The 25,209-nt window shown below is 54.5% G+C and carries 17 protein-coding genes; 8 read left to right on the top strand and 9 right to left on the bottom strand.

Features of this window, described 5'->3' with window-relative positions; genetic code table 11:
- Positions 1-68: 68 nt before the first annotated feature.
- Positions 69-731: a carbonate dehydratase gene (can, locus tag ACDO57_RS15600; protein ID WP_008501947.1), complete on the top strand. Its 663-nt coding sequence runs from the start codon at positions 69-71 to the stop codon at positions 729-731.
- A 61-nt stretch (positions 732-792) separates the two neighbouring features.
- Here can and hpt read toward each other — a convergent pair whose 3' ends face one another.
- On the bottom strand, positions 793-1,329 hold the full coding sequence (gene hpt, locus ACDO57_RS15595; RefSeq protein WP_008501948.1) for a hypoxanthine phosphoribosyltransferase: 537 nt from the start codon (positions 1,327-1,329) through the stop codon (positions 793-795).
- Between the two features lie 208 nt (positions 1,330-1,537).
- Between hpt and ACDO57_RS15590 the strand changes: the two genes are divergently transcribed.
- Positions 1,538-3,928, top strand: coding sequence for a glucose/quinate/shikimate family membrane-bound PQQ-dependent dehydrogenase (locus ACDO57_RS15590; protein WP_090419026.1), 2,391 nt, complete (start codon positions 1,538-1,540; stop codon positions 3,926-3,928).
- Between the two features lie 150 nt (positions 3,929-4,078).
- On the opposite strand, the gene cueO is transcribed toward ACDO57_RS15590, so the two are convergent.
- A complete protein-coding gene (gene cueO / locus ACDO57_RS15585; RefSeq protein ID WP_370884231.1) occupies positions 4,079-5,647 on the bottom strand; it encodes a multicopper oxidase CueO in 1,569 nt (522 codons plus the stop codon).
- Between the two features lie 145 nt (positions 5,648-5,792).
- On the opposite strand from cueO, the gene ACDO57_RS15580 reads away from it, so the two are divergent.
- The 3 genes from ACDO57_RS15580 (at position 5,793) to speD (ending at position 7,918) form a co-directional block, all read left to right on the top strand.
- Positions 5,793-6,140, top strand: a complete 348-nt coding sequence (locus ACDO57_RS15580) for a YacC family pilotin-like protein (RefSeq protein ID WP_014882582.1) — start codon at positions 5,793-5,795, stop codon at positions 6,138-6,140.
- A 113-nt stretch (positions 6,141-6,253) separates the two neighbouring features.
- A complete protein-coding gene (speE, locus tag ACDO57_RS15575; RefSeq protein WP_248166015.1) occupies positions 6,254-7,123 on the top strand; it encodes a polyamine aminopropyltransferase in 870 nt (289 codons plus the stop codon).
- Complete coding sequence (gene speD, locus ACDO57_RS15570; RefSeq protein ID WP_032649781.1) at positions 7,124-7,918, top strand: adenosylmethionine decarboxylase; 795 nt, start codon at positions 7,124-7,126, stop codon at positions 7,916-7,918.
- A 31-nt stretch (positions 7,919-7,949) separates the two neighbouring features.
- Here speD and yacL read toward each other — a convergent pair whose 3' ends face one another.
- Entirely contained in the window at positions 7,950-8,312 is a 363-nt protein-coding gene (gene yacL, locus ACDO57_RS15565; protein ID WP_032649783.1) for a protein YacL, read from the bottom strand.
- 190 nt (positions 8,313-8,502) lie between these two features.
- Positions 8,503-11,100 (bottom strand): bifunctional aconitate hydratase 2/2-methylisocitrate dehydratase, encoded by a 2,598-nt coding sequence (acnB, locus tag ACDO57_RS15560; RefSeq protein WP_090419034.1) that lies wholly within the window; start codon positions 11,098-11,100, stop codon positions 8,503-8,505.
- 891 nt (positions 11,101-11,991) lie between these two features.
- Here acnB and ACDO57_RS15555 point away from each other — a divergent pair.
- Positions 11,992-13,557, top strand: coding sequence for a DUF3300 domain-containing protein (locus ACDO57_RS15555; protein WP_370884230.1), 1,566 nt, complete (start codon positions 11,992-11,994; stop codon positions 13,555-13,557).
- Between the two features lie 10 nt (positions 13,558-13,567).
- The gene (locus ACDO57_RS15550) at positions 13,568-14,359 is read left to right on the top strand and encodes a DUF2950 family protein (RefSeq protein ID WP_148768621.1); all 792 of its coding nucleotides are present in this window, start codon (positions 13,568-13,570) and stop codon (positions 14,357-14,359) included.
- 116 nt (positions 14,360-14,475) lie between these two features.
- Here the strand turns inward: ACDO57_RS15550 and ACDO57_RS15545 are convergent, their stop codons facing one another.
- The 5 genes from ACDO57_RS15545 to pdhR all read right to left on the bottom strand — a co-directional run bounded on the left by ACDO57_RS15545 (position 14,476) and on the right by pdhR (position 23,200).
- Positions 14,476-15,870, bottom strand: coding sequence for an RCC1 domain-containing protein (locus ACDO57_RS15545; protein WP_370884229.1), 1,395 nt, complete (start codon positions 15,868-15,870; stop codon positions 14,476-14,478).
- 268 nt (positions 15,871-16,138) lie between these two features.
- A complete protein-coding gene (lpdA, locus tag ACDO57_RS15540; RefSeq protein WP_003856313.1) occupies positions 16,139-17,563 on the bottom strand; it encodes a dihydrolipoyl dehydrogenase in 1,425 nt (474 codons plus the stop codon).
- A 175-nt stretch (positions 17,564-17,738) separates the two neighbouring features.
- Positions 17,739-19,634, bottom strand: a complete 1,896-nt coding sequence (aceF, locus tag ACDO57_RS15535; RefSeq protein ID WP_032649787.1) for a pyruvate dehydrogenase complex dihydrolipoyllysine-residue acetyltransferase — start codon at positions 19,632-19,634, stop codon at positions 17,739-17,741.
- Positions 19,635-19,648: 14 nt separating this feature from the next.
- Positions 19,649-22,312, bottom strand: coding sequence for a pyruvate dehydrogenase (acetyl-transferring), homodimeric type (gene aceE / locus ACDO57_RS15530; protein ID WP_024907478.1), 2,664 nt, complete (start codon positions 22,310-22,312; stop codon positions 19,649-19,651).
- 123 nt (positions 22,313-22,435) lie between these two features.
- Complete coding sequence (gene pdhR / locus ACDO57_RS15525; RefSeq protein WP_014882565.1) at positions 22,436-23,200, bottom strand: pyruvate dehydrogenase complex transcriptional repressor PdhR; 765 nt, start codon at positions 23,198-23,200, stop codon at positions 22,436-22,438.
- 537 nt (positions 23,201-23,737) lie between these two features.
- On the opposite strand from pdhR, the gene aroP reads away from it, so the two are divergent.
- On the top strand, positions 23,738-25,108 hold the full coding sequence (gene aroP / locus ACDO57_RS15520) for an aromatic amino acid transporter AroP (RefSeq protein WP_024907477.1): 1,371 nt from the start codon (positions 23,738-23,740) through the stop codon (positions 25,106-25,108).
- Positions 25,109-25,209 lie beyond the last annotated feature (101 nt).

Genomic DNA, 25,209 nt, shown 5'->3' with positions numbered 1-25,209 from the left:
TTTCATTAAAAGTCGGGTTACCCTATAGTAGCGCAACGCAATTACTCGGTTACAGGTCGCTAACCTCCATGAACAACATAGATACACTCATCAGCAACAATGCACTATGGTCAAAAATGCTGGTGGAGGAAGACCCCGGATTTTTTGGAAAACTCGCGCAGGCGCAAAACCCACGCTTTCTCTGGATTGGATGCTCCGACAGCCGCGTACCGGCGGAGCGCCTGACCGGCCTCGAGCCCGGCGAACTGTTTGTTCACCGCAACGTGGCTAACCTGGTGATTCACACCGATCTCAACTGTCTTTCTGTTGTTCAGTATGCCGTGGATGTTCTGCAAGTCGAGCACATCATCATTTGCGGCCACTACGGCTGCGGCGGCGTGCAGGCGGCGGTTGAAAACACGGAACTGGGGCTCATTGATAACTGGCTGCTGCACATCCGCGACATCTGGTTCAAACATAGCTCACTGCTGGGCGAAATGCCGCAGGAGCGTCGCATGGATACCCTGTGCGAACTCAACGTGATGGAGCAGGTGTATAACCTGGGCCACTCAACGATCATGCAATCGGCGTGGAAACGCGGGCAGAAGGTCTCGATCCACGGCTGGGCGTACGGCATTCACGACGGTCTGCTGCGCAATCTGGAAGTGACCGCCACCAACCGGGAAACGCTGGAGCAGCGTTACCGTTCGGGAATTGCCAACCTTCAGCTTAAGCATGTGAACCATAAATAAAGCCGGGGATTTTCTCCCTCTCCCTGTGGGAGAGGGCCGGGGTGAGGGCATCAGCCCGCAATTACTCGTCCAGCAATACCACTTTCCCAACATACGGCAGATGGCGATAGCGCTGCGCGTAGTCAATGCCGTAACCGACGACGAACTCGTCCGGGATAGAGAAACCGACAAACTCTACCGGCACCTGCACTTCACGGCGGTCAGGCTTATCCAGCAGGGTGCAAATCGCCAGCGATTTTGGCTCACGCAGGCTCAGGATCTCGCGCACTTTTGACAGCGTGTTGCCGGAGTCGATGATATCCTCAACGATCAACACATCTTTGCCACGAATATCTTCATCCAGATCTTTCAGGATTTTCACATCACGGGTGGTGGACATGCCGCTGCCGTAGCTGGAGGCGGTCATAAAATCGACCTCATGGGGCACATGCACTTCACGGCACAGGTCCGCCATGAACATGAAAGAGCCGCGCAACAGACCGACCAGCACCATTTCACTGCCGCTGTCCTTGTAATGTTCGGTGATTTGACGACCCAGTTCGGCGATACGCGCTTTGATCTCGGCTTCCGGGATCATCACTTCAACAGTATGTTTCATATTACTAACCAAATGATTTTGATGAAAATCTCTCAATACGGATGAGTTAATATCCAGCACTGATACGCAAGCCAGCTATTATATCAGCAAATGGATAACCCTGGCGTATGAGTTATAAAAAGCAAATATTGTGATTCCGATCACACTTGTTAATACCTATAATTAGTTGCTAGCAAATTATTAACAAAAACTGACGAGTACACTTTCTATGGCTGAAACAAACTCTAAACAGCCGCGTCTACTGGTGACATTAACAGCGGCGTTCGCAGCCTTCTGCGCGCTGTATCTGTTAATCGGTGGCGTCTGGCTGGTCGCGATCGGCGGCTCCTGGTACTACCCGATTGCGGGCCTGGTTATGCTTGGCGTAACCGTCCTGCTCTGGCGTAGAAAACAATCTGCACTGTGGCTGTATGCCGCACTCCTTCTTGCCACCATGATCTGGGGCGTCTGGGAAGTTGGCTTTGACTTCTGGGCGCTGACGCCGCGCAGCGACATCCTGGTCTTCTTCGGTATCTGGCTGATCCTGCCGTTCGTGTGGCGTCGCCTGATTGTGCCTTCCAGCGGTGCTGTGGCGGGCCTGGTTGTTGCCCTGCTGATTACCGGCGGCATCCTGACATGGGCCGGCTTTAACGACCCGCAGGAGATCAACGGTACGCTGAACGCAGAATCGACGCCTGCGGCGGCTATCTCGCAGGTGGCGGACGGCGACTGGCCTGCCTATGGTCGTAATCAGGAAGGTCAACGCTACTCTCCGCTGAAGCAGATCAACGCGGACAACGTTAAGAACCTGAAAGAAGCCTGGGTATTCCGTACCGGCGACCTGAAGATGCCGAACGATCCGGGCGAGCTGACCAACGAAGTGACGCCAATTAAAGTCGGCGATATGCTTTATCTGTGTACGGCGCACCAGCGTCTGTTCGCGCTCGACGCGGCCACGGGTAAAGAGAAATGGCACTTCGATCCGCAGCTGAACTCCAACCCGTCCTTCCAGCACGTCACCTGCCGCGGCGTCTCTTACCACGAAGCGCGTGCCGACAATGCGAGCCCGGAAGTGGTTGCCGACTGTCCGCGCCGCATCATGCTGCCGGTCAACGATGGCCGTCTGTTCGCCATCAATGCCGAAACGGGCAAGCTGTGCGAAACCTTTGCCAACAAAGGTATCCTGAATTTGCAGACCAACATGCCGGACACCACGCCGGGTCTGTATGAGCCAACCTCGCCGCCGATCATCACCGATAAAACCATCGTGATTGCCGGTTCGGTAACGGATAACTTCTCCACGCGTGAAACCTCCGGCGTTATCCGCGGTTTCGACGTGAATACCGGTAAACTGCTGTGGGCCTTTGACCCGGGCGCGAAAGATCCAAACGCGATCCCGTCGGACGAGCACACCTTTACCTTTAACTCGCCAAACTCCTGGGCCCCGGCTGCGTATGACGCGAAGCTGGACCTGGTCTACCTGCCGATGGGCGTTACTACGCCAGATATCTGGGGCGGTAACCGCACGCCGGAGCAGGAACGTTATGCCAGCGCTATCGTGGCGCTGAACGCGACCACCGGTAAGCTGGCCTGGAGCTATCAGACCGTACACCACGATCTGTGGGATATGGATATGCCGTCCCAGCCGACGCTGGCGGACATTACCGTTGACGGCAAAACCGTTCCGGTGATTTACGCCCCGGCCAAGACCGGCAACATCTTCGTTCTGGATCGCAGCAACGGCAAGCTGGTTGTGCCGGCACCGGAAAAACCGGTTCCGCAGGGCGCGGCGAAAGGCGATTACGTTAGCAAAACCCAGCCGTTCTCCGATCTGAGCTTCCGTCCGAAGAAAGACCTCAGCGGGGCAGACATGTGGGGTGCCACCATGTTTGACCAGCTGGTGTGCCGCGTGATGTTCCATCAGCTGCGCTATGAAGGCATCTTCACGCCGCCTTCTGAGCAGGGCACGCTGGTCTTCCCGGGTAACCTGGGGATGTTCGAGTGGGGCGGGATCTCCGTTGACCCGAACCGTCAGGTCGCGATTGCCAACCCAATGGCGCTGCCGTTCGTTTCCCGTCTGATCCCACGCGGTCCGGGCAACCCAATGGAGCAGCCGAAAGACGCGAAAGGCAGCGGTACCGAAGCCGGTATTCAGCCGCAGTATGGCGTACCGTTCGGCGTAACGCTGAACCCGTTCCTGTCGCCGTTTGGCCTGCCGTGTAAACAGCCTGCCTGGGGTTATATCTCCGGCCTGGATCTGAAAACCAATCAGATCGTGTGGAAAAAACGTATTGGTACCCCGCAGGACAGCATGCCGTTCCCGATGCCGGTTCCGGTGCCGTTTAATATGGGTATGCCGATGCTGGGTGGCCCAATTTCCACCGCCGGTAACGTGCTGTTCATCGCGGCAACCGCAGATAACTACCTGCGCGCGTACAACATGACCAACGGTGAAAAACTGTGGCAAGGCCGTCTGCCGGCTGGCGGACAGGCTACGCCGATGACCTATGAAGTAAATGGCAAGCAGTACGTTGTCATCTCTGCAGGTGGTCACGGTTCGTTTGGCACGAAGATGGGCGACTATATCGTCGCGTATGCGCTGCCTGATGAAAGTAAGTAACTGAAAAGCCGGGTGGCGGCTACGCCTTACCCGGCCTACGGAAAAATGCAAAACGGCAACTTCGGTTGCCGTTTTTGTGTTTGTTCCCTCTCCAGGTGGGAGAGGGTCAGGGTGAGGGCATCAGGCCGCACCTGCGACCATCCGGCTTTTTTATACGGTAAAGCCCAGCATCATCCCCGTATCTTCATGCTCCAGCAGATGGCAGTGCGCCATATAGGCAAACTCCTTCGGCGCGTCGTGGTCAAACTTCACCAGCACCTCGCTGACGCCGCCTTCCACTCTCACCGTATCTTTCCAGCCCGCGCGATGCGCATCCGGCGCTTTACCGTTTTCTGAGAGAATGCGGAACTGCGTACCGTGAATGTGGAACGGATGCAGCATCATGTCCCCTTCGCCCGAAATCACCCAGCGCTCAAACTGACCCTTTGTCGCAGCAAACATCGGCGTGTTCATGTCGAACGCTTTGCCGTTAATCATATTGGCGTTGTGGAAATCAAAGCCATGGTCGCCGTGATCCATGTTCCCCATGCCGCCCATTTTGCCGTGGTCCATATTCATATGACCCATCATCTGCCCGTGATGCATCCCCGCCATCGCCTTATCGCCATATTTCGCCATCAGCGCCTGCATGCCCATCATATCGAGCATCGGGTTCATGGAGAGCTGCAGCTTACGCTGCGTAAGCCCATCAAGCGACGGGAGTGCTGGCAGAGTGGTTAACGTATCAGGCAGCGTGCCGGAAGCGGTCACCAGTAACGGCTGAATACGCAGCACCGGATGCGGCTTGTCAAACGGTGCGACCGCCATCCCCATCTGGCTAACCGGCAGGGTCACAAGATCAAACGCCTTGCCGTCGCTGATATCCACCAGCACCTCGAAGCGCTCGCCCATCAGCATCGGCAGTTCGCTTACTTTTGCCGGCTCCGGCAGAAGTCCACCGTCGCTTGCCACTACGTACAGCGGACGCTTATCGCTGGTGGCGAAGTTGAGTGAACGCGCGTTACAGCCGTTCAGCAGACGCAGGCGCAGCCAGCCTTTCGGCGCGGCATGCTGAGGATAAATGGCGCCGTTGGTCAACAGCGTGTCGCCAAACCAGCCTACCGCCGCGCTCATCACGTCCAGCTGGTAGTCAATTTGCCCGTCCGCGGTGAATTTCTTGTCCTGCACAATCACCGGTACGTCGTCGATGCCCCACTGTTTCGGCAGGCGCAGCAGGCGACTCTCGTCGTCTTCAATCAGCACCAGTCCCGCCAGCCCCATCGCCACCTGATGGCCCGTTTTGCCATGCTGATGCGGATGGAACCAGCAGGTTGCCGCGCGCTGGTCGGGCGTAAAGGTGACGCTGCGCGTGCCGCCCGCTTTGATGACGCCCTGCGGCCCGCCGTCTACCTCACCCGGCACTTCCAGCCCGTGCCAGTGCAGCGTCGTCTCTTCGGCAAGCGTGTTGTGGATATCCACCGTCACCGCTTTCCCTTTGCGCAGCTGTAGCGCCGGGCCGAGCAGATTGCCGTTATAGCCCCAGGTCGTCGCGTTGTCCGCACCGAACAGCGTGTTGCCGGACTGAACAACAAGCTTGATACGGCTACGGGCATCCGCGGTCAGCAAGTCAGGGATGGGTAAGGCAGGCCTGTCAGCCGCGAAAACCACGCGGCTCCAGAGGGGTAATGCGCTGGCAGCACCCAGCGCAACGGAATATTTTAAAAAATCACGACGTTGCATGTTCATTTCCTTATTTCCAGCAGGCGATCTTTTGAGCATAAACCCTCCCCTTACCGGAAGGTCAAGTCAAGCGGCAATAATAAAGATCGTCGCACTGGCATCAAGTATGCTAACGTTAATTTTCCGTGAAGAAGTGGTAGAAGCAATGAAGACGTTTTTCAGGACAATTTTGTTCGGTAGCCTGATGGCAATGTGTGCGAACAGCTATGCGCTAAGTGAAAATGAAGCGGAAGATATGGCCGATTTAACGGCGGTTTTTGTATTCCTGAAAAATGATTGCGGCTACCAGAATTTACCCAACGGGCAAATTCGCCGCGCGCTGGTCTTTTTTGCCCAGCAGAACCAGTGGGATCTCAGCAACTACGACAGCTTCGACATGAAGGCGCTCGGCGAAGACAGCTACCGCGACTTAAGCGGTATTGGTATTCCCACTGCCAAAAAATGCAAAGCGCTGGCTCGCGACTCACTCAGCCTGCTCGCCTACGTCAAATAACCTTCCCGACGCCCCCTGTTGAACCCTGACCGTGCAACCGCGGTTAGAGTTAGCTATCATGTTTCGCTCATTTTTTGTGAGCGTAACGGATGTTTACACAGGAGGAGTTCGCTATGGCCGACCACACGTTGTGGCATGAAACCTTGCATGACCAGTTTGGTCAGTACTTTGCCGTTGATAACGTGCTCTATCATGAGAAAACCGATCACCAGGATCTGATCATCTTCGAGAATGCTGCCTTTGGCCGCGTGATGGCGCTGGACGGCGTCGTGCAAACCACCGAGCGAGATGAGTTTATCTATCATGAGATGATGACCCACGTCCCGCTGCTGGCGCACGGCCACGCGAAGCATGTCCTGATTATCGGCGGTGGCGACGGCGCAATGCTGCGTGAAGTTTCCCGCCATCACGCCATTGAAACCATCACCATGGTGGAAATCGATGCGGGCGTCGTCTCTTTCTGCCGCCAGTACCTGCCCAACCACAATGCCGGCAGCTACGACGATCCGCGCTTTAGCCTGGTGATTGACGACGGCGTTAACTTCGTTAACCAGACCTCACAGACCTTTGACGTGATCATCTCCGACTGCACCGACCCTATCGGCCCCGGCGCGTCACTGTTTACCTCCTCCTTCTACGAGGGCTGCAAGCGCTGCCTGAACCCGGGCGGGATCTTCGTCGCCCAAAATGGCGTCTGCTTCCTGCAGCAGGATGAAGCGCTGGATAGCCATCGTAAGCTCAGCACCTATTTCGATGATGTCAGCTTCTATCAGGCCGCTATTCCGACGTACTACGGCGGGATCATGACCTTTGCCTGGGCGACGGATAACGATGTATTACGTCATCTTTCCACCGAAATTATTCAGGCCCGCTTCCATCAGGCCGGTCTTCAGTGCCGATACTACAATCCGGCTATTCATACCGCAGCGTTTGCTCTGCCGCAGTACCTGCAAGACGCATTATCCACTAAGGGGGTGAGCTAATTGAAAAAGCTTAAACTGCATGGCTTTAACAACCTGACGAAAAGCCTGAGTTTTTGTATTTACGATATCTGCTATGCCAAAACAGCGGAAGAACGCGATGGTTACATCGCCTATATCGACGAACTCTACAACGCCAACCGTCTGACCGAGATCCTGTCAGAAACCTGTTCCATTATCGGCGCCAACATCCTGAACATCGCCCGACAGGATTATGAACCCCAGGGCGCCAGCGTGACCATCCTGGTCAGCGAAGAGCCGGTCGATCCTAAGCTTATCGACAAAACGGAACATCCGGGCCCGCTGCCGGAAGTGGTTGTTGCCCACCTGGATAAAAGCCATATCTGCGTCCATACCTACCCGGAGAGTCACCCGGAAGGTGGGCTGTGTACGTTCCGCGCCGATATTGAAGTGTCGACCTGCGGCGTGATTTCCCCGCTGAACGCGCTGAACTATCTCATCCATCAGCTGGAATCGGATATCGTCACGATTGATTACCGCGTGCGCGGTTTTACTCGTGATATCAACGGCATGAAGCACTTCATCGACCACGAAATCAACTCTATTCAGAACTTCATGTCCGAAGACATGAAATCGCTGTATGACATGATGGACGTGAACGTGTACCAGGAAAACATCTTCCATACCAAGATGTTACTTAAGGAATTCGACCTTAAGCACTATATGTTCCACACGAAGCCGGAAGATTTGAGCGAAGAAGAGCGTAAGGCGATTACCGACCTGCTCTGGAAAGAAATGCGCGAGATCTACTACGGCCGTAATATTCCGGCCGTGTAAGTGTTACCCGGAGCAGGGACGCTTCGGGAAGTTACCGCTGTTTCATAAACTCGCGGTAGGCATTCACCACCTGAAGGAAGTCTTCTACGCCGCACATCGACAGGCTCTCTTCGTCGTAGTAGCTCATCCCCTCTTCCATCTCGTCACCTGAAAACTCGAGCTGGTTGGCGCGCACCATGACCTCTTCACCGTCCATCCACAGCGTGTATTCATGACCGGCGCGCTGCCAGGAGCGTTCACTGCCTTTCACCGTATTTGCCGCCTGTTCAACCTCATCAAGAAGTGCGAGATTTTCTTTCACCTCTTCGTTAAACCAGTGTCCAACGGCTTCGTGGCCCATCGACATACGCACTTTCACCACTCCGGTGATGTCGCGCAGAAATTCGTAATCCATAGTGTTTTCCTCTGCAAAGCCATTAAGGTAATTATCGCAGCAGCGAGGAAGAAAAAAAGCGTGAGAGGTGGGAGGAATGAAAATAAAAAGGTGAGAGCAAGACCCTGCGGCCTGATGCCCTCACCCCGTCCCTCTCCCACGGGAGAGGGTGCAAACACTAAAAACCGTCTCGTGGAGACGGTTTTGCTGCTTATACCGCCGTCTGGAAGATAACCCCGTCGGCCTTCTCGGTGTACTGAGAGAGCTGGTCGAAGTTCAGGTAGCGATAGGTATCCACCGCGGTCTTATCCACCTGAGCCACAAAGGTCTGGTACTCTTCCGGCGTTGGCAGTTTGCCAATCAGCGCCGCAACCGCCGCCAGCTCCGCAGAGGCCAGGAAGACGTTCGCACCGGTACCTAAACGGTTCGGGAAGTTACGGGTCGAGGTGGAAACCACCGTCGCGCCGTCGGCGACGCGCGCCTGGTTGCCCATACACAGGGAACAGCCAGGAATTTCAATACGCGCCCCGCTCTTACCAAACACGCTGTAGTAGCCCTCTTCGGTCAGCTGAGCCGCGTCCATACGGGTTGGCGGCGCCACCCACAGACGGGTTGGCAGCTGGCCTTTGTGGGTATCCAGCAGCTTGCCAGCCGCACGGAAGTGGCCGATGTTGGTCATGCAGGATCCGATGAACACTTCGTCGATCTTCTCGCCCTGAACTTCGGACAGCGGACGCGCGTCGTCCGGATCGTTCGGTGCACACAGGATTGGCTCTTTGATATCCGCCAGATCGATGTCGATCACCGCCGCGTACTCTGCGTCAGCATCAGCTTCCAGCAGTTGCGGATCGGCCAGCCATTTCTCCATGCCCTGGATACGACGCTCCAGCGTACGACGGTCGCCGTAGCCTTCTGCGATCATCCACTTCAGCAGCACGATGTTAGAGTTCAGATACTCAATAATCGGCTCTTTGTTCAGCTTGATGGTACAGCCCGCAGCTGAACGCTCAGCGGAGGCATCGGTCAGCTCGAACGCCTGCTCAACCTTCAGATCCGGCAGACCTTCGATTTCCAGGATACGGCCAGAGAAGATGTTTTTCTTCCCTTTCTTCTCAACGGTCAGCAGACCCTGTTTAATCGCATACAGCGGGATCGCGTGAACCAGGTCGCGCAGGGTGATACCCGGCTGCATTTTACCTTTGAAGCGCACCAGCACCGATTCCGGCATATCCAGCGGCATCACGCCCGTCGCCGCAGCAAACGCCACCAGACCGGAGCCCGCCGGGAAGGAGATACCGATTGGGAAACGGGTATGGGAGTCACCGCCGGTACCCACGGTATCCGGCAGCAGCATGCGGTTCAGCCAGGAGTGAATTACGCCGTCGCCCGGACGCAGGGAAACACCGCCGCGGTTCATGATGAAGTCTGGCAGCGTGTGGTGCGTGGTTACGTCAACCGGCTTCGGATACGCCGCAGTGTGGCAGAAGGACTGCATCACCAGATCGGAAGAGAAGCCCAGGCACGCCAGGTCTTTCAGTTCGTCACGGGTCATTGGGCCAGTGGTGTCCTGAGAGCCTACGGAGGTCATCTTCGGCTCGCAGTATGCGCCAGGACGAACACCGGCGACGCCGCAGGCGCGACCGACCATTTTCTGCGCCAGAGAGTAACCGCGATTGCTTTCCACCACGTCTTTCGCGTGACGGAATACATCACTGTGCGGCAGACCCAGCGCTTCACGCGCTTTGGTGGTCAGGCCACGGCCGATGATCAGCGGAATACGGCCACCGGCACGCACTTCGTCGATCAGCACGTCGGTTTTCAGCTCAAAGCTCGCCAACAGCTCGTTGGTTTCGTGGTTACGCACTTCACCTTTGTACGGGTAAACGTCAATCACGTCGCCCATGTTCAGGTTGGAGACGTCCACTTCGATCGGCAGGGCGCCCGCATCTTCCATGGTGTTGAAGAAGATCGGTGCAATTTTACCGCCGAGGCACAGGCCGCCGCCGCGTTTGTTTGGCACATGAGGGATGTCGTCACCCATGAACCACAGCACGGAGTTGGTGGCGGACTTACGGGAAGAACCGGTACCTACAACGTCACCCACGTAGGCCAGCGGGAACCCTTTTTTCTGCAGGGCTTCGATCTGTTTGATCGGGCCAACGCTGCCAGGCTGATCCGGCTCAATGCCTTCACGGGCGTTTTTCAGCATCGCCAGGGCGTGCAGAGGGATATCCGGGCGAGACCACGCGTCCGGTGCCGGAGAGAGGTCATCGGTGTTGGTTTCACCGGTCACTTTGAAGACGGTAACGGTGATTTTTTCAGCCAGCGCAGGACGGTTCAGGAACCATTCGGCATCCGCCCAGGACTGCATCACCTGCTTCGCATAGACGTTGCCTGCTTTGGCTTTTTCTTCTACATCGTAGAAGTTATCGAACATCAGCAGCGTGGAAGAGAGCGCTTTAGCGGCAATCGGCGCCAGCTTGTCGTTATCCAGCGCGTCAATCAGCGGATGAATGTTGTAACCACCCTGCATGGTGCCGAGCAGTTCAATGGCTTTTTCAGGAGTAACCAGTGGGGAGGTGGCTTCGCCTTTGGCGATAGCAGCAAGGAATCCGGCTTTTACGTAGGCAGCTTCATCTACGCCAGGCGGTACGCGGTTGATCAGCAGATCTAACAGGAATTCTTCTTCGCCCTTAGGCGGGTTCTTCAGCAGCTCGACGAGCGCGGCCATTTGGGTTGCATCTAAAGGTTTGGGTACAATTCCCTCGGCGGCACGTTCTGCTACGTGCTTACGGTATTCTTCTAGCACGACGGTTCTCCTCGCTCTCATTGTCATATGCGGCGGGCGTTCTCTTCACGCTCCTGTGAGACAGCAGTTTGTAGGGTAAATGCCCGATACCGCGTCGGGCAGCATAGCAGGATTTCTGCACAGTGTTAATCCGTTTACAAAAAAGCAACATTAAAAAATTTGCTGAATCGTTAAGCATGGTGTAGCGGGGAGACAAGACGAATTTTGGGTACAAAAAAACCGCCTGATAGCGGTTTATTTGTTGCCTTGCGATGGTAGCACACCGTGTTGGCAGATTTGCGGCAACCCCAACGCAATGAATTTTGCATCACGCCCCGCTGGCTTGCAAGCCATTATGTCAATTTTGCGTAGCGCCTTCCTGTTTCGAATGAAAATTCGTTTCACTTCATTTTTCGCCTTCAGAATGACTACTGAGTCGATTACTCTTCCTCTCGGCCTGCTTCGCTGGTGTAGCAACCAGTCACCGGGCCCGGGAGCAGTTCCGTAACCTACGCGGCAATCCCAACTTGCCTGGTTCTGCCTTTCCCGGTGAAGAATGAACCCGCGTAGCCTTTACAGGAACGCACGCAATGGAGATGCGAATCACTGCGCTGATCGTTGTGACCGGTTTACTGCTAACCGCGCTGCACGGTGGCTGGAACATATCCGACATCACGGTGCTGTTTGTCGTCAACCTCGGCAACTAGCTGCTGGCCGCTCGTAAGAGCGGCCTTCTGAATTCCCTTCGGTTTTTCCCGCATCGCATATAATTGTGTAATAAATACTCACAATCTTTATCCGGACGTACCGGACGCTTCCCAATAAAAGTCAAAACAGTAAAAGACGGGTGAATAATACTCACGCCAACCGTAACGCCTCACGGCACAGCGCTTGTCTCGTTGGAGTCATTTTATGAAGTTGCCCTTTAAGCCACATCTGCTCGTCCTTCTGTGCAGTGCCGGGCTGCTTGCCGCCTCAGGCGTCATGTTTGTCAAAAGTCGTGCAACGGAACCCGTTGCGCCGGCCCCCGTCGCACAACAACCAGCGGCACCGGCGGTACCGGTAGCACCAACGCCCGCCCCTGTCGCCGCACCAACCTATACTGCCGCGCAAATCGATCAGTGGGTTGCCCCCATCGCGCTCTACCCGGATGCCCTGCTGTCGCAAATCCTGATGGCCTCGACTTACCCGGCCAACGTGATCCAGGCGGCGCAGTGGTCAAAAGACAACCCTAAAATGGAAGGGGACGCCGCGATTCAGGCCGTTGCCAGCCAGCCCTGGGATCCCAGCGTAAAATCGCTGGTCGCGTTTCCTCAGCTCATGTCCCTGATGGGTGAAAACCCGCCGTGGGTACAAAATCTGGGCGATGCGTTTCTCGCGCAGCCGAAGGACGTAATGGATTCCGTTCAACGCCTGCGCGCGCTGGCACAGAAGACCGGCGCTTTACAATCCACGCCTCAGCAGACGGTCACCACCGTGACAAAACCGGCACCAGCGAAAACCAGCACCACCGAGACAACGACAACCACAGCAGCAACGCCCGCGCCGGCCCCAACGGTAATCAAAATTGAATCTGCCGATCCGCAGGTTGTTTACGTCCCCACCTATAACCCCAATACGGTTTACGGGACCTGGCCAAACACCGCCTATCCGCCTACCTATCTCCCGCCTACACCCGGGGAGCAGTTTGGCAACAGCTTCGTCAACGGCTTAGGCTTCAGCCTGGGCGTCGCCACAACCTATGCCATCTTCAGCAACATCGACTGGGATGATGACGATGACTGGGATCATCACCATGACGACTGGGATAATCACGGCGGCTATAACCGCAACGGTGATAACAACATCAATATCAACGTTGAGAACTTCAATAAAATCAGCGGGCAGCGTCTGACGGACGCCAACCGTACCTGGCAGCATAACCCGGCCTATCGGGAAGGCGTGCCCTATCCGACTAACCAGCTCAACACCCGTTTCCACTCCACCAGCACGGCTACCGGGCTCAGTTCAACGCAGCAAAAACCGGTTAACCGGGACAGCCAGCGTCAGGCTGCCCTGAGCCAGATGGAGAAATCCACGGGCAAAACTTTCCCCCAAACGGCGCGCAACGGAACGAAAGATGTGCAGCGTCAGGCCTCAAGTGAACAGCTGAAGCAGATTTCCCAGCGCAATAACTACCGTGGTTACGACACCAAACCGCAGACAACGAAGCGAACCACCACGCAGCAGCGAGAAAATCGCCAGACCACCGCGCAGAGACAAGAGAAACGGGGTTCGCAGCCGGCGCAGCAACGCGCTCTCCAGCAGCGAAACAGCCAGCCCCGGGCCAATGCGCTGAGCGGCAACGACAGCCGCTCCGCGAACTGGCAGGCGCAGCAGCAGCGCGGTGCGCAAAGCAGACAGCTTGCGGCTCGCCAGCAGCAGCCACGTCAGGCGTCTGGTGGACGCGCTGAACGCCGTGAAATTCGACATCGCTAAGGGAACCGACATGAAAAGTAAACTACTCAGTGGCATGGTGTTGTTCATGCTTTCGGCTTCGGTGATGGCGCAGCAATCCTTTAGCACCCCCGATCAGGCAACCGATGCGCTGACCAAAGCCATTAGTGAGCATAATGAGAGCGCGATGAGCAATCTGCTTGGAGAGAACTGGCGCGATTTTCTGCCCCCTGAAGGCGTTGACCCGGATGCCGTCGATCGTTTCCTGCGCGACTGGAAAGTCCGTCATAACACGGTTGTCGAAGGGGATACGGCGCATCTGGTTGTCGGTGACAACAGCTGGCAGCTTCCTATCCCGGTGATCAAAACCTCTGCCGGTTGGCAATTCGATATCAAAGAAGGGGCCGAAGAGATCCTGACCCGCGAAATCGGGCGTAACGAACTTGCCGCCATTGAAGCCTTACATGCCTATGTTGATGCGCAGCAAAGCTACTTTGCGATGAACCAGAAATTCGCGCAGAAGATTGTCAGCTCGAAAGGGAAAAAAGACGGTTTGTACTGGCCCGCCTCTCCCGGCGAAGCGCCCAGTCCGCTCGGACCGGCATTTAGCCCAAAAGAGCCGGGTACCGGTTATCACGGCTATCGTTTCCGCATCCTGCCGGATGAGAAAGGATTTGCAATGATCGCCTGGCCGGTCAGTTACGGCCAGTCAGGAGTGATGAGTTTTATAATTAATCAGGATGACAAGGTGTACCAGAGTAATCTCGGCAGTGAGTCAGCCAAGAAAGCCCAAGCATTGACCCTGTACAGACCCGATACATCATGGCAACCTGTTGCGCCTTAATAGCATGATTGCACTTCGCTTGCAGTGGCGAGAGAGTGAGGAAAACGCCTCCACAGAGGCGTTTACAGAGCTGAAGAGGCTTATTTCGTCTATGCTTTCAGGCAATTTCAGGTGAATTATTTAACAAAGCTATAGGTAACATTCCCCTGCAAATCTGCTGGCATCTTTGTGATATCTGTTCTTGCTTCCTCGCCCCATTCAAAGAGACGATCATCGTTGCGCAGGGCGCAAAAACGATAGCCGCAAGCATAGATGGCACGAATGTCATAAAGCTCGTTTGCGACGGGCGTGGTGTCACCGCCCTCATATTCATCACCCCAGGCAACAACGCTACCATCACGACGAAGTGCTGCAAAAGCATTCCAGGTTCCACCAGTGAGGGCGACCACATTAGATATATCATTGGGCATTGATTTAGCAATATGTCCCCAGCAGTACACCTTCCCCTCAGAAGTTAAAAAAGCATAGCTCCCATTAACTGCGGCCTGAACATCAATAATATCTGTCAGGCTGGCGATCTCCGCTGGCAGTTCGGTCAGGTAATAGGTTTCCCCCCAAAAAACCACGCTGCCATTTTGTCTTAACGCAATAAAAGTCGCATCGGTACAGTGTACGGAAACAATGTCCGTCAGGCTGGCAATATTATCAGGAATAACAGCGCCATGCTTGTCACTCCCCCATGCAATTAGACTGCCCGAGGCCTGGAGTGCCACAAACGCACCTTGATTACTGTAAAGGGTGACAATGTCATCGACTTTCTTTAGATGTTCCGGCAACTCGCCTCCGTATGTCGCATTTCCCCAGGCAAGTACATGGCCATTTTGGGTTATTCCCGCAAAGGCATATTCCGTGGTCTGGATGGCAATGAAGTCTTTACGCTCGGCAATGTCTGCTGGAAAATCATTATGTGAAGTACCATCTGTCCACTGCACCACTTGGTTATTAGCCCGCAACGCCAGATAGGTATAATTACCCCGATCGGTAAAATATTGGACCACTTTAATATCTAAAATATCATTCAACGCCGCCACGTTATCCGGTAAAGGGTTATCATCATCGACGGACCAGGTAAATACCTGACCATTGGCATTAACCGAAGCAGACGTATCCCAGCCACCGTAAACGGCTCTGACGTTATGATTTCGATCGCTTGTTGGTGATGTACCACCATTTTTAGGCATTCCCCACGCTTCAACAGTACCGTCATTTTTAATGGCCGCTAATGCGGAACCCGAACCACCACAATTACTGATATTAATGACGTCACCCAGCCGATAAACATCGGAATTTGCCAGCAAGCGTACATCTGGACGCGTGTCAGTAAATACGGGGCCGGTAAAGCGAGAGGTGGTCTCATCTTCATACCACCAGTCAATGCTAACGGGTTGCAAGGTTTCTTTATCAAGCGCGATAAGTCTATGGGTCGCGCTTGCCCAGCCACTTCCTGATTGCGTTCTGGCACCCATTACTTTTAAATCACGAATCTCAGAAGTTAATTCATAACTATTCATAATAATACCTTTAGTTGAATAAAGTAATTATGAGAATAGTAATACACCATTTAATCCTTAAGTCAAACCAACCAATCCATTATCAATAGAACATGATCCCCAATAATATTAAATATAGATCTGGGGAATTTCAAATAACAAACACATTCATTTGCTGTATGAAATTTTATTTACAATCTAAAATAAATTAATATTTACAGCTTAATATCTGAAATCAAAACCCAAAAAAAACGCCTCCTTCGGAGGCGTTTCGCAATCATGAAGAAACTTATTTCTTCTTCGCTTTCGCGTTCGGCAGGTCGGTGATGCTACCTTCAAACACTTCTGCCGCCAGGCCCACGGACTCGTGCAGAGTCGGGTGAGCGTGGATGGTCAGCGCGATGTCTTCAGCGTCACAGCCCATTTCGATAGCCAGACCGATTTCACCCAGCAGCTCGCCGCCGTTGGTACCGACAATCGCACCACCGATTACGCGGTGAGTCTCTTTGTCGAAGATCAGTTTGGTCATACCGTCTGCGCAGTCGGACGCGATAGCACGGCCAGAAGCAGCCCACGGGAAGGTGGCGGTTTCGTAGCTGATGCCTTTCTCTTTCGCTTCTTTCTCGGTCAGACCCACCCATGCCACTTCTGGCTCGGTGTACGCGATAGATGGGATGACTTTCGGATCGAAGTAGTGCTTCATGCCGGCGATAACTTCAGCGGCAACGTGACCTTCGTGAACACCTTTGTGCGCCAGCATTGGCTGACCGACGATATCGCCGATAGCAAAGATGTGCGGCACGTTGGTGCGCAGCTGTTTGTCAACGCGGATGAAGCCACGGTCGTCCACTTCCACGCCAGCTTTGCCCGCGTCGAGGTTTTTACCGTTCGGCACACGGCCGATAGCCACCAGCACGGCGTCGTAACGCTGTGGTTCGGATGGGGCTTTTTTGCCTTCCATGGAAACGTAAATACCGTCTTCTTTCGCTTCAACGGCAGTCACTTTGGTTTCCAGCATCAGGTTAAATTTCTTGCTGATGCGTTTGGTGAAGACCTTAACGATGTCTTTGTCGGCAGCAGGGATAACCTGGTCGAACATTTCAACCACGTCGATCTCTGAACCCAGCGCATGGTACACGGTACCCATTTCCAGACCGATGATACCGCCGCCCATAACCAGCAGACGCTTAGGAACGGTTTTCAGCTCCAGCGCATCGGTGGAATCCCACACGCGTGGATCTTCATGCGGAATGAATGGCAGTTCGATTGGGCGAGAGCCTGCCGCGATGATCGCGTTGTCGAAGTTGATCACGGTTTTGCCGTTTTCGCCTTCCACTTCCAGGGTGTTCGCACCGGTGAATTTACCCAGACCGTTTACCACTTTCACTTTACGGCCTTTGGCCATACCCGCCAGACCGCCGGTCAGCTGAGTGATAACTTTCTCTTTCCAGGTACGAATTTTGTCGATATCGGTTTTCGGCTCGCCGAAGACGATACCGTGTTCAGCCAGCGCTTTGGCTTCTTCGATAACTTTCGCTACGTGCAGCAGCGCTTTAGAAGGGATACAGCCGACGTTCAGACAAACACCGCCGAGGGTGCTGTAACGCTCTACGATGACGGTTTCCAGACCTAAATCCGCGGCGCGGAATGCTGCGGAGTAACCTGCCGGGCCTGCCCCAAGTACTACGACCTGAGTTTTGATTTCTGTGCTCATCATGACCTCTTAATTTATACCCGTCGTCCACCGGGTCGTTCTATCCGCCCGCAGTTTACAAAATTGTTAACAATTTTGAAACAACAAACGGCTCACGAATTGTCGCTTTCGCCAATAACCTCACAAACCCCATGAGATTATCAGAAAAAAGCCGGCCGACTGGCCGGCTTTTCGATTACATCACCAGGCGGCGAATGTCGCTCAGCATGTTGTTGATGATGGTGATGAAACGCGCACCATCAGCACCGTCGATCACGCGGTGGTCGAAGGACAGAGAGATTGGCATCATCAGACGCGGTACGAACTCTTTGCCATTCCACACCGGCTCCATCGCGGACTTGGACACACCGAGGATAGCCACTTCCGGCGCGTTCACAATCGGCGCGAAGTGGGTAGTACCCAGGCCGCCGATGCTGGAGATAGTGAAGCAGCCGCCCTGCATTTCGCCGGCAGTCAGCTTACCATCACGCGCTTTCTTGGAGATCACGGTCAGTTCACGGGACAGCTCGGTAATGCTCTTCTTGTTCACGTCTTTGAAGACTGGAACAACCAGACCATTTGGCGTATCAACCGCAACACCGATGTTGATGTATTTCTTCAGCGTCAGCTTCTGACCGTCTTCGGACAGGGAGCTGTTGAAGCGTGGCATCTGTTCCAGAGCCGCAGCAACCGCTTTCATAATGAAGACCACTGGGGTGAATTTCACGTCCAGTTTGCGCTTCTCGGCTTCGGCGTTCTGCTGTTTACGGAACGCTTCCAGATCGGTGATATCGGTCTTATCGAAGTGCGTAACGTGCGGGATCATCACCCAGTTACGGCTCAGGTTAGCACCAGAGATTTTCTGGATACGGCCCAGCTCCACTTCTTCGATTTCGCCGAACTTGCTGAAGTCCACTTTCGGCCATGGCAGCATGCCCGGGATACCGCCGCCAGCGGCTGCAGCTGGTGCAGCTTCGGCGCGTTTCACCGCGTCTTTCACGTAGGTCTGAACGTCTTCGCGCAGGATACGACCCTTACGGCCGGTCCCTTTCACTTTCGCCAGGTTCACACCGAATTCGCGCGCCAGGCGACGAATCAGCGGGGTAGCGTGGACGTAAGCGTCGTTTTCAGCGAACTCAGATTTTTCTGCTTTAGCAGCAGGAGCAGCGGCTGGTTTAGCAGCCTGAGCCGGTGCAGCAGCCGGTGCTGGAGCAGCCGCGGCAGCCGGAGCTGCGGCAGGCGCAGCGCCTTCCACTTCGAAGACCATGATCAGAGAGCCGGTAGACACTTTGTCGCCGGTGCTGATTTTGATCTCTTTAACCGTACCCGCGAACGGCGCAGGGACTTCCATAGAAGCCTTGTCGCCTTCAACGGTGATCAGTGACTGTTCAGCGGCAACTTTGTCGCCCACTTTCACCATCACTTCGGTGACTTCAACTTCGTCACCGCCGATGTCCGGTACGTTAACGTCTTTCGCGCCGCCAGCAGCGGCTGGTGCTGCGGCTGGAGCCGGAGCAGCGGCCTGTGCAGGCGCGGCAGCGCCTTCTGCACCCGCCACTTCGAAGACCATAATCAGGGAGCCAGTAGACACTTTGTCACCGGTGTTGATCTTGATCTCTTTAACGGTACCGGCGAACGGCGCTGGCACTTCCATAGAGGCTTTGTCGCCTTCTACGGTGATCAGTGACTGCTCGGCCGCAACGGTGTCGCCCACTTTCACCAGGATTTCAGTGACTTCAACTTCGTCACCGCCGATGTCAGGCACGTTCACTTCTTTCGCGCTCGCGGCAGCGGCTGGAGCAGCGGCGGCCGGAGCGGCTTTCTTCTCTTCCTGCGCAGGTGCAGCAGCTGCTGCACCGTCGGCGGAATCGAAAATCATGATCAGTTTGCCAGTCTCGGTTTTATCGCCAACAGAGACTTTGATCTCTTTAACGATGCCAGCCTGAGGAGACGGGACTTCCATAGAGGCTTTGTCGCCTTCTACGGTGATCAGCGACTGTTCAGCTTCAACTTTGTCGCCAACTTTGACCAGGATCTCGGTGATTTCAACTTCATCAGCCCCGATGTCCGGTACATTGATTTCGATAGCCATTATTCTTTTACCTCTTACGCCAGACGCGGGTTAACTTTTTCTGCATCGATGTTGAATTTGGTGATTGCGTCTGCAACCACTTTCTTATCGATTTCGCCACGTTTAGCCAGTTCGCCCAGTGCTGCTACAACCACGTAAGAAGCATCAACTTCGAAGTGGTGACGCAGGTTTTCGCGGCTGTCAGAACGACCGAAGCCGTCAGTACCCAGAACGCGATAATCATCAGCTGGAACGTAAGTACGAACCTGCTCAGCGAACAGTTTCATATAGTCAGTAGACGCCACCGCTGGCGCGTCGTTCATCACCTGAGCGATGTACGGAACGCGTGGGGTTTCCATTGGGTGCAGCATGTTCCAGCGCTCACAATCCTGGCCATCACGCGCCAGCTCAGTGAAGGAGGTAACAGAGTACACATCGGAACCGACACCGTAGTCTTTCGCCAGGATCTGCGCTGCTTCACGTACGTGACGCAGGATAGAACCGGAGCCCAGCAACTGAACTTTACCTTTGCTACCTTCAATGGTTTCGAGTTTGTAGATACCTTTACGGATACCTTCCTCGGCACCTGCTGGCATTGCCGGCATGTGGTAGTTTTCGTTCAGGGTGGTGATGTAGTAGTAAATGTTCTCCTGCGCTTCACCGTACATGCGCTGCAGACCGTCATGCATGATGACTGCCACTTCGTACGCGTAAGACGGGTCGTAAGAGATACAGTTAGGGATAGTCAGAGACTGAATATGGCTGTGGCCATCTTCGTGCTGCAGACCTTCACCGTTCAGGGTCGTACGACCGGAAGTACCGCCTACCAGGAAGCCGCGAGCCTGCTGGTCGCCTGCCTGCCAGCACAGGTCACCGATACGCTGGAACCCGAACATGGAGTAGTAAATGTAGAACGGGATCATCGGCAGGTTGTTGGTGCTGTAAGAAGTCGCAGCAGCCAGCCAGGATGCGCCTGCGCCCAGTTCGTTGATACCTTCCTGCAGGATCTGACCTTTCTCGTCTTCTTTGTAGTAGGCAACCTGCTCACGGTCCTGCGGGGTGTACTGCTGGCCGTTCGGGCTGTAGATACCGATCTGACGGAACAGACCTTCCATACCGAAAGTACGCGCTTCGTCGGCGATGATTGGAACCAGACGATCTTTGATCGACTTGTTCTTCAGCATCACGTTCAGGGCACGAACGAAAGCGATAGTGGTAGAGATCTCTTTGTTCTGCTCTTCCAGCAGCTGAGAGAAGTCTTCCAGCGCTGGCAGTTCCAGCTTCTCGGTGAAGTTTGGCTGACGAGCTGGCAGGTAGCCTTTCAGCGCCTGACGACGTTCGTGCAGGTACTTGTGCTCTTCAGAACCTTCCGGGAAGGTGATGTAAGACAGGTTTTCTACCTGCTCATCGGTCACTGGAACGTTGAAACGGTCGCGGATATAACGCACGCCGTCCATGTTCATTTTCTTAACCTGGTGAGCGATGTTTTTACCTTCTGCGGTATCACCCATGCCGTAACCTTTGATGGTGTGGGCCAGGATTACAGTCGCTTTACCTTTGGTTTCACGCGCTTTTTTCAGTGCAGCGTAGACTTTCTTCGGATCGTGACCACCGCGGTTCAGGGCCCAGATCTGCTCATCAGTCCAGTCTGCAACCAGGGCTGCGGTTTCAGGGTATTTGCCGAAGAAGTGCTCACGAACGTAGGCACCGTCTTTGGATTTGAAGGTCTGGTAGTCACCGTCAACGGTTTCGTTCATCAGCTGGATCAGTTTACCGCTGGTGTCTTTACGCAGCAGCTCATCCCAACGACCGCCCCACATGACTTTGATCACGTTCCAGCCAGCACCTGCGAAGATGCCTTCCAGTTCGTTGATGATCTTGCCGTTGCCGGTTACCGGACCATCCAGACGCTGCAGGTTACAGTTGATGATGAAGCACAGGTTGTCCAGCTTCTCACGGGTTGCGATGGTGATCGCACCTTTAGATTCTGGCTCATCCATTTCGCCGTCGCCCAGGAAGGCGTAAACGGTCTGCTCAGAGGTGTCTTTCAGACCACGGTGCTCCAGATACTTCAGGAATTTAGCCTGGTAGATCGCACCGATTGGGCCCAGACCCATAGATACGGTCGGGAACTGCCAGAATTCAGGCATCAGTTTAGGGTGCGGGTAAGAAGACAGACCTTTACCGTGAACTTCCTGACGGAAGTTGTTCATCTGCTCTTCAGTCAGACGACCTTCCAGGAAGGCACGTGCATAGATGCCCGGAGAGATGTGGCCCTGGAAGTACACCAGGTCGCCGCCGTCTTTCTCGTTCGCTGCACGGAAGAAGTGGTTGAAGCACACTTCGTAAACGGTCGCAGAAGACTGGAAGGACGCCATGTGGCCACCCAGCTCCAGGTCTTTCTTGGAGGCGCGCAGAACGGTCATGATGGCGTTCCAGCGGATTGCAGAACGGATACGACGTTCCAGATCCAGATTGCCCGGGTATTCCGGTTCGTCTTCGACGGCAATCGTGTTTACGTAGTTGCTAGCCCCTGCACCTGAAGCAACCTTCACACCGCCTTTGCGGGCTTCAGAAAGCAGCTGATCAATCAGATACTGAGCGCGCTCAACACCTTCTTCACGGATGACCGATTCGATCGCCTGTAGCCAGTCGCGAGTTTCGATCGGATCCACGTCATTTTGGAGACGTTCTGACATGGGGGTATTCCTTATCTATCTAATACGTTGATTTGTCTGGAACCTGTCCCATTGTGCTCTTGAGCAAGAACACAATAAGACAGGTTCTGCGTTTAGTTGCCGCGCTCTAAAAGTACCTGGCGCTTAATCCTTTCGTTGCTGTATGCGGCGTAATGAACGTTCGCGTCGCGATTGTTCACGGCTGCGGTCCAGCAAGATTTCCTCAATGAAAGCCAGATGGCGGTGCGACGCTTCACGCGCCTGCTCCGGTTCCCCGGCCATTATCGCCTCGAATATTCGGGTGCGATGGTTGCTTACCAGTGGGAGCATCTCCCGACGGGCATACAACAATTCAAAATTCTGACGAACGTTCTGGGCCAGCATCGGCTCCATGCAGCGTAGCAGATGGAGGAGCACCACATTGTGTGCCGCTTCGGTGACGGCGATTTGATACTGGACGACGGCGCTGGACTCGGCGTCTAAATCGCCGGACTGCTGTGCCCGTTCAATGGCCTGATGCAGTTCGCGGATGCGCACGCGATCTTCATCAGTGCTGCGAAGGGCGGCGTAATAGGCCGCAATCCCTTCAAGCGCGTGACGGGTCTCAAGCAGGTCAAACTGGGATTCTGGGTGGTCAGAGAGAAGTTCTACCAGCGGATCGCTGAAGCTCTGCCACAGGCTGTTTTGCACAAAGGTTCCGCCGCCCTGGCGACGAAGCAGCAAGCCCTTTGCTTCGAGACGTTGAATCGCCTCACGCAGAGAGGGACGTGAAACGTCGAACTGTTTTGCCAGCTCGCGTTCTGGTGGAAGTTTCTCACCCGGGCGCAGAGTCCCTTCGAGGATTAAAAACTCCAGCTGCTGCTCAATCACATCAGATAGTTTTGGTTGGCGAATTTTGCTGTAGGCCATATTCCCTGTCTTACGCCTTTTTGCCCGGAGTCAATTGGTCTTACCAATTTCTATTTCGTATCGCTAAAGTAACAAAGTATTCACCTTCTGTCCATATTGGTTTTGATTGAAATCAGTAAACCCTGCACATTTTAACAACCTTACAGAAATAACGTTTCAGAAATGTAACTTTGCACAAATGAGTTGATTACTCCTAAAGAGGGAGTTTTAACCATAATGAAACGAGGGTTTTTGCAATCTGAAGCGATTCAACAAGGCAAAAAATGAAAATTCGCCCACTTACGGCGCATTTCTATTCTATAGGTTGGGTTAGGAACAACGAGCGGACCGATTTACAAATGCTTTCTTTTTATTCAAGTCGTCATCACCCCTTCATAAAGCAGGTGCATTCGCAGGCGCTTACCACTATTCTTGCGCTTACGGAAGTCATCTCCGCTTTTTTCGGTCTCGTTAACCGTAAAGAAATAAATACAGAATATGGATTTTCATAATTACACACGCACAGCGTGAACATAACAACCACACACGAGGTTTCAAATGGAAGCTCAACAGCACGGCGATCAGCTAAAGCGCGGGCTTAAAAACCGCCATATTCAGCTCATCGCACTGGGCGGTGCGATAGGTACCGGCCTGTTTCTGGGCAGCGCATCCGTTATCCAGTCTGCCGGTCCGGGTATTATTTTGGGTTACGCGATTGCGGGTTTCATTGCTTTTCTGATCATGCGCCAGCTGGGCGAAATGGTCGTTGAAGAGCCGGTCGCAGGCTCCTTCAGCCACTTTGCCTATAAATACTGGGGCAGCTTTGCCGGTTTCGCCTCGGGCTGGAACTACTGGGTGCTGTACGTTCTGGTTGCCATGGCTGAGCTTACCGCCGTCGGGAAATACATTCAGTTCTGGTATCCCGAAATCCCAACCTGGGCTTCTGCTGCGGCCTTCTTTGTCATTATTAACGCCATTAACCTGACCAACGTAAAAGTGTTCGGTGAGATGGAGTTCTGGTTCGCCATCATCAAAGTCATTGCCGTGGTGGCGATGATTATCTTTGGCGGCTGGCTGCTGTTCAGCGGCAACGGCGGACCGCAGGCCACCGTGCGCAACCTCTGGGAACAGGGTGGCTTCCTGCCTCACGGCATGACCGGTCTGGTGATGATGATGGCCATCATTATGTTCTCCTTCGGCGGTCTGGAGCTGGTAGGGATCACTGCCGCTGAAGCCGACAACCCGGAGCAGAGCATCCCGAAAGCCACAAATCAGGTTATCTACCGTATTCTGATCTTCTATGTGGGCTCGCTGGCCGTGCTGCTCTCTCTGCTGCCGTGGACGCGCGTGACCGCCGACACCAGCCCGTTTGTACTGATCTTCCACGAGCTGGGCGACACCTTTGTCGCCAACGCCCTGAACATCGTGGTGCTGACCGCAGCGCTCTCCGTATACAACAGCTGCGTATACTGCAATAGCCGTATGCTGTTCGGCCTTGCCCAACAGGGCAACGCGCCGAAGATGCTGCTTAACGTTGATAAACGCGGCGTACCGGTGAATACCATCATTGTTTCCGCCATCGTGACCGCCCTGTGCGTGCTGATTAACTACATGGCCCCCGAGTCGGCGTTTGGCCTGCTGATGGCGCTGGTGGTCTCTGCCCTGGTCATCAACTGGGCGATGATCAGCCTGGCACACATCAAGTTCCGCCGCGCGAAACAGCAGCAGGGCGTCACCACGCGCTTCCCTGCCCTGCTCTATCCGCTGGGTAACTGGATCTGCCTGCTGTTTATGGCGGCCGTGCTGGTGATCATGCTGATCACTCCGGGTATGGCGATTTCCGTCTACCTGATCCCGGTCTGGATTGCGATCCTGGGCGTGGGCTATCTCTTCAGTCAGAAAAGCCGTAATGCCATGAAGGCGCACTAAGCCTCCCTCCGCGGTACCTGCTTTTACGGGTACCGCGCGTTGTTACCTCCCTCACACTTTCGCGCCCACAGCGCATTTATCCATATCACCGCCCTGATACT

Source organism: Enterobacter cloacae complex sp. 2015409 (genome assembly GCF_041365315.1).
GTDB lineage: Bacteria > Pseudomonadota > Gammaproteobacteria > Enterobacterales > Enterobacteriaceae > Enterobacter > Enterobacter pseudoroggenkampii.
The sequence above is the reverse complement of the archived record's forward strand: the minus strand, read 5'-3'. Positions and strand labels throughout refer to the sequence as shown.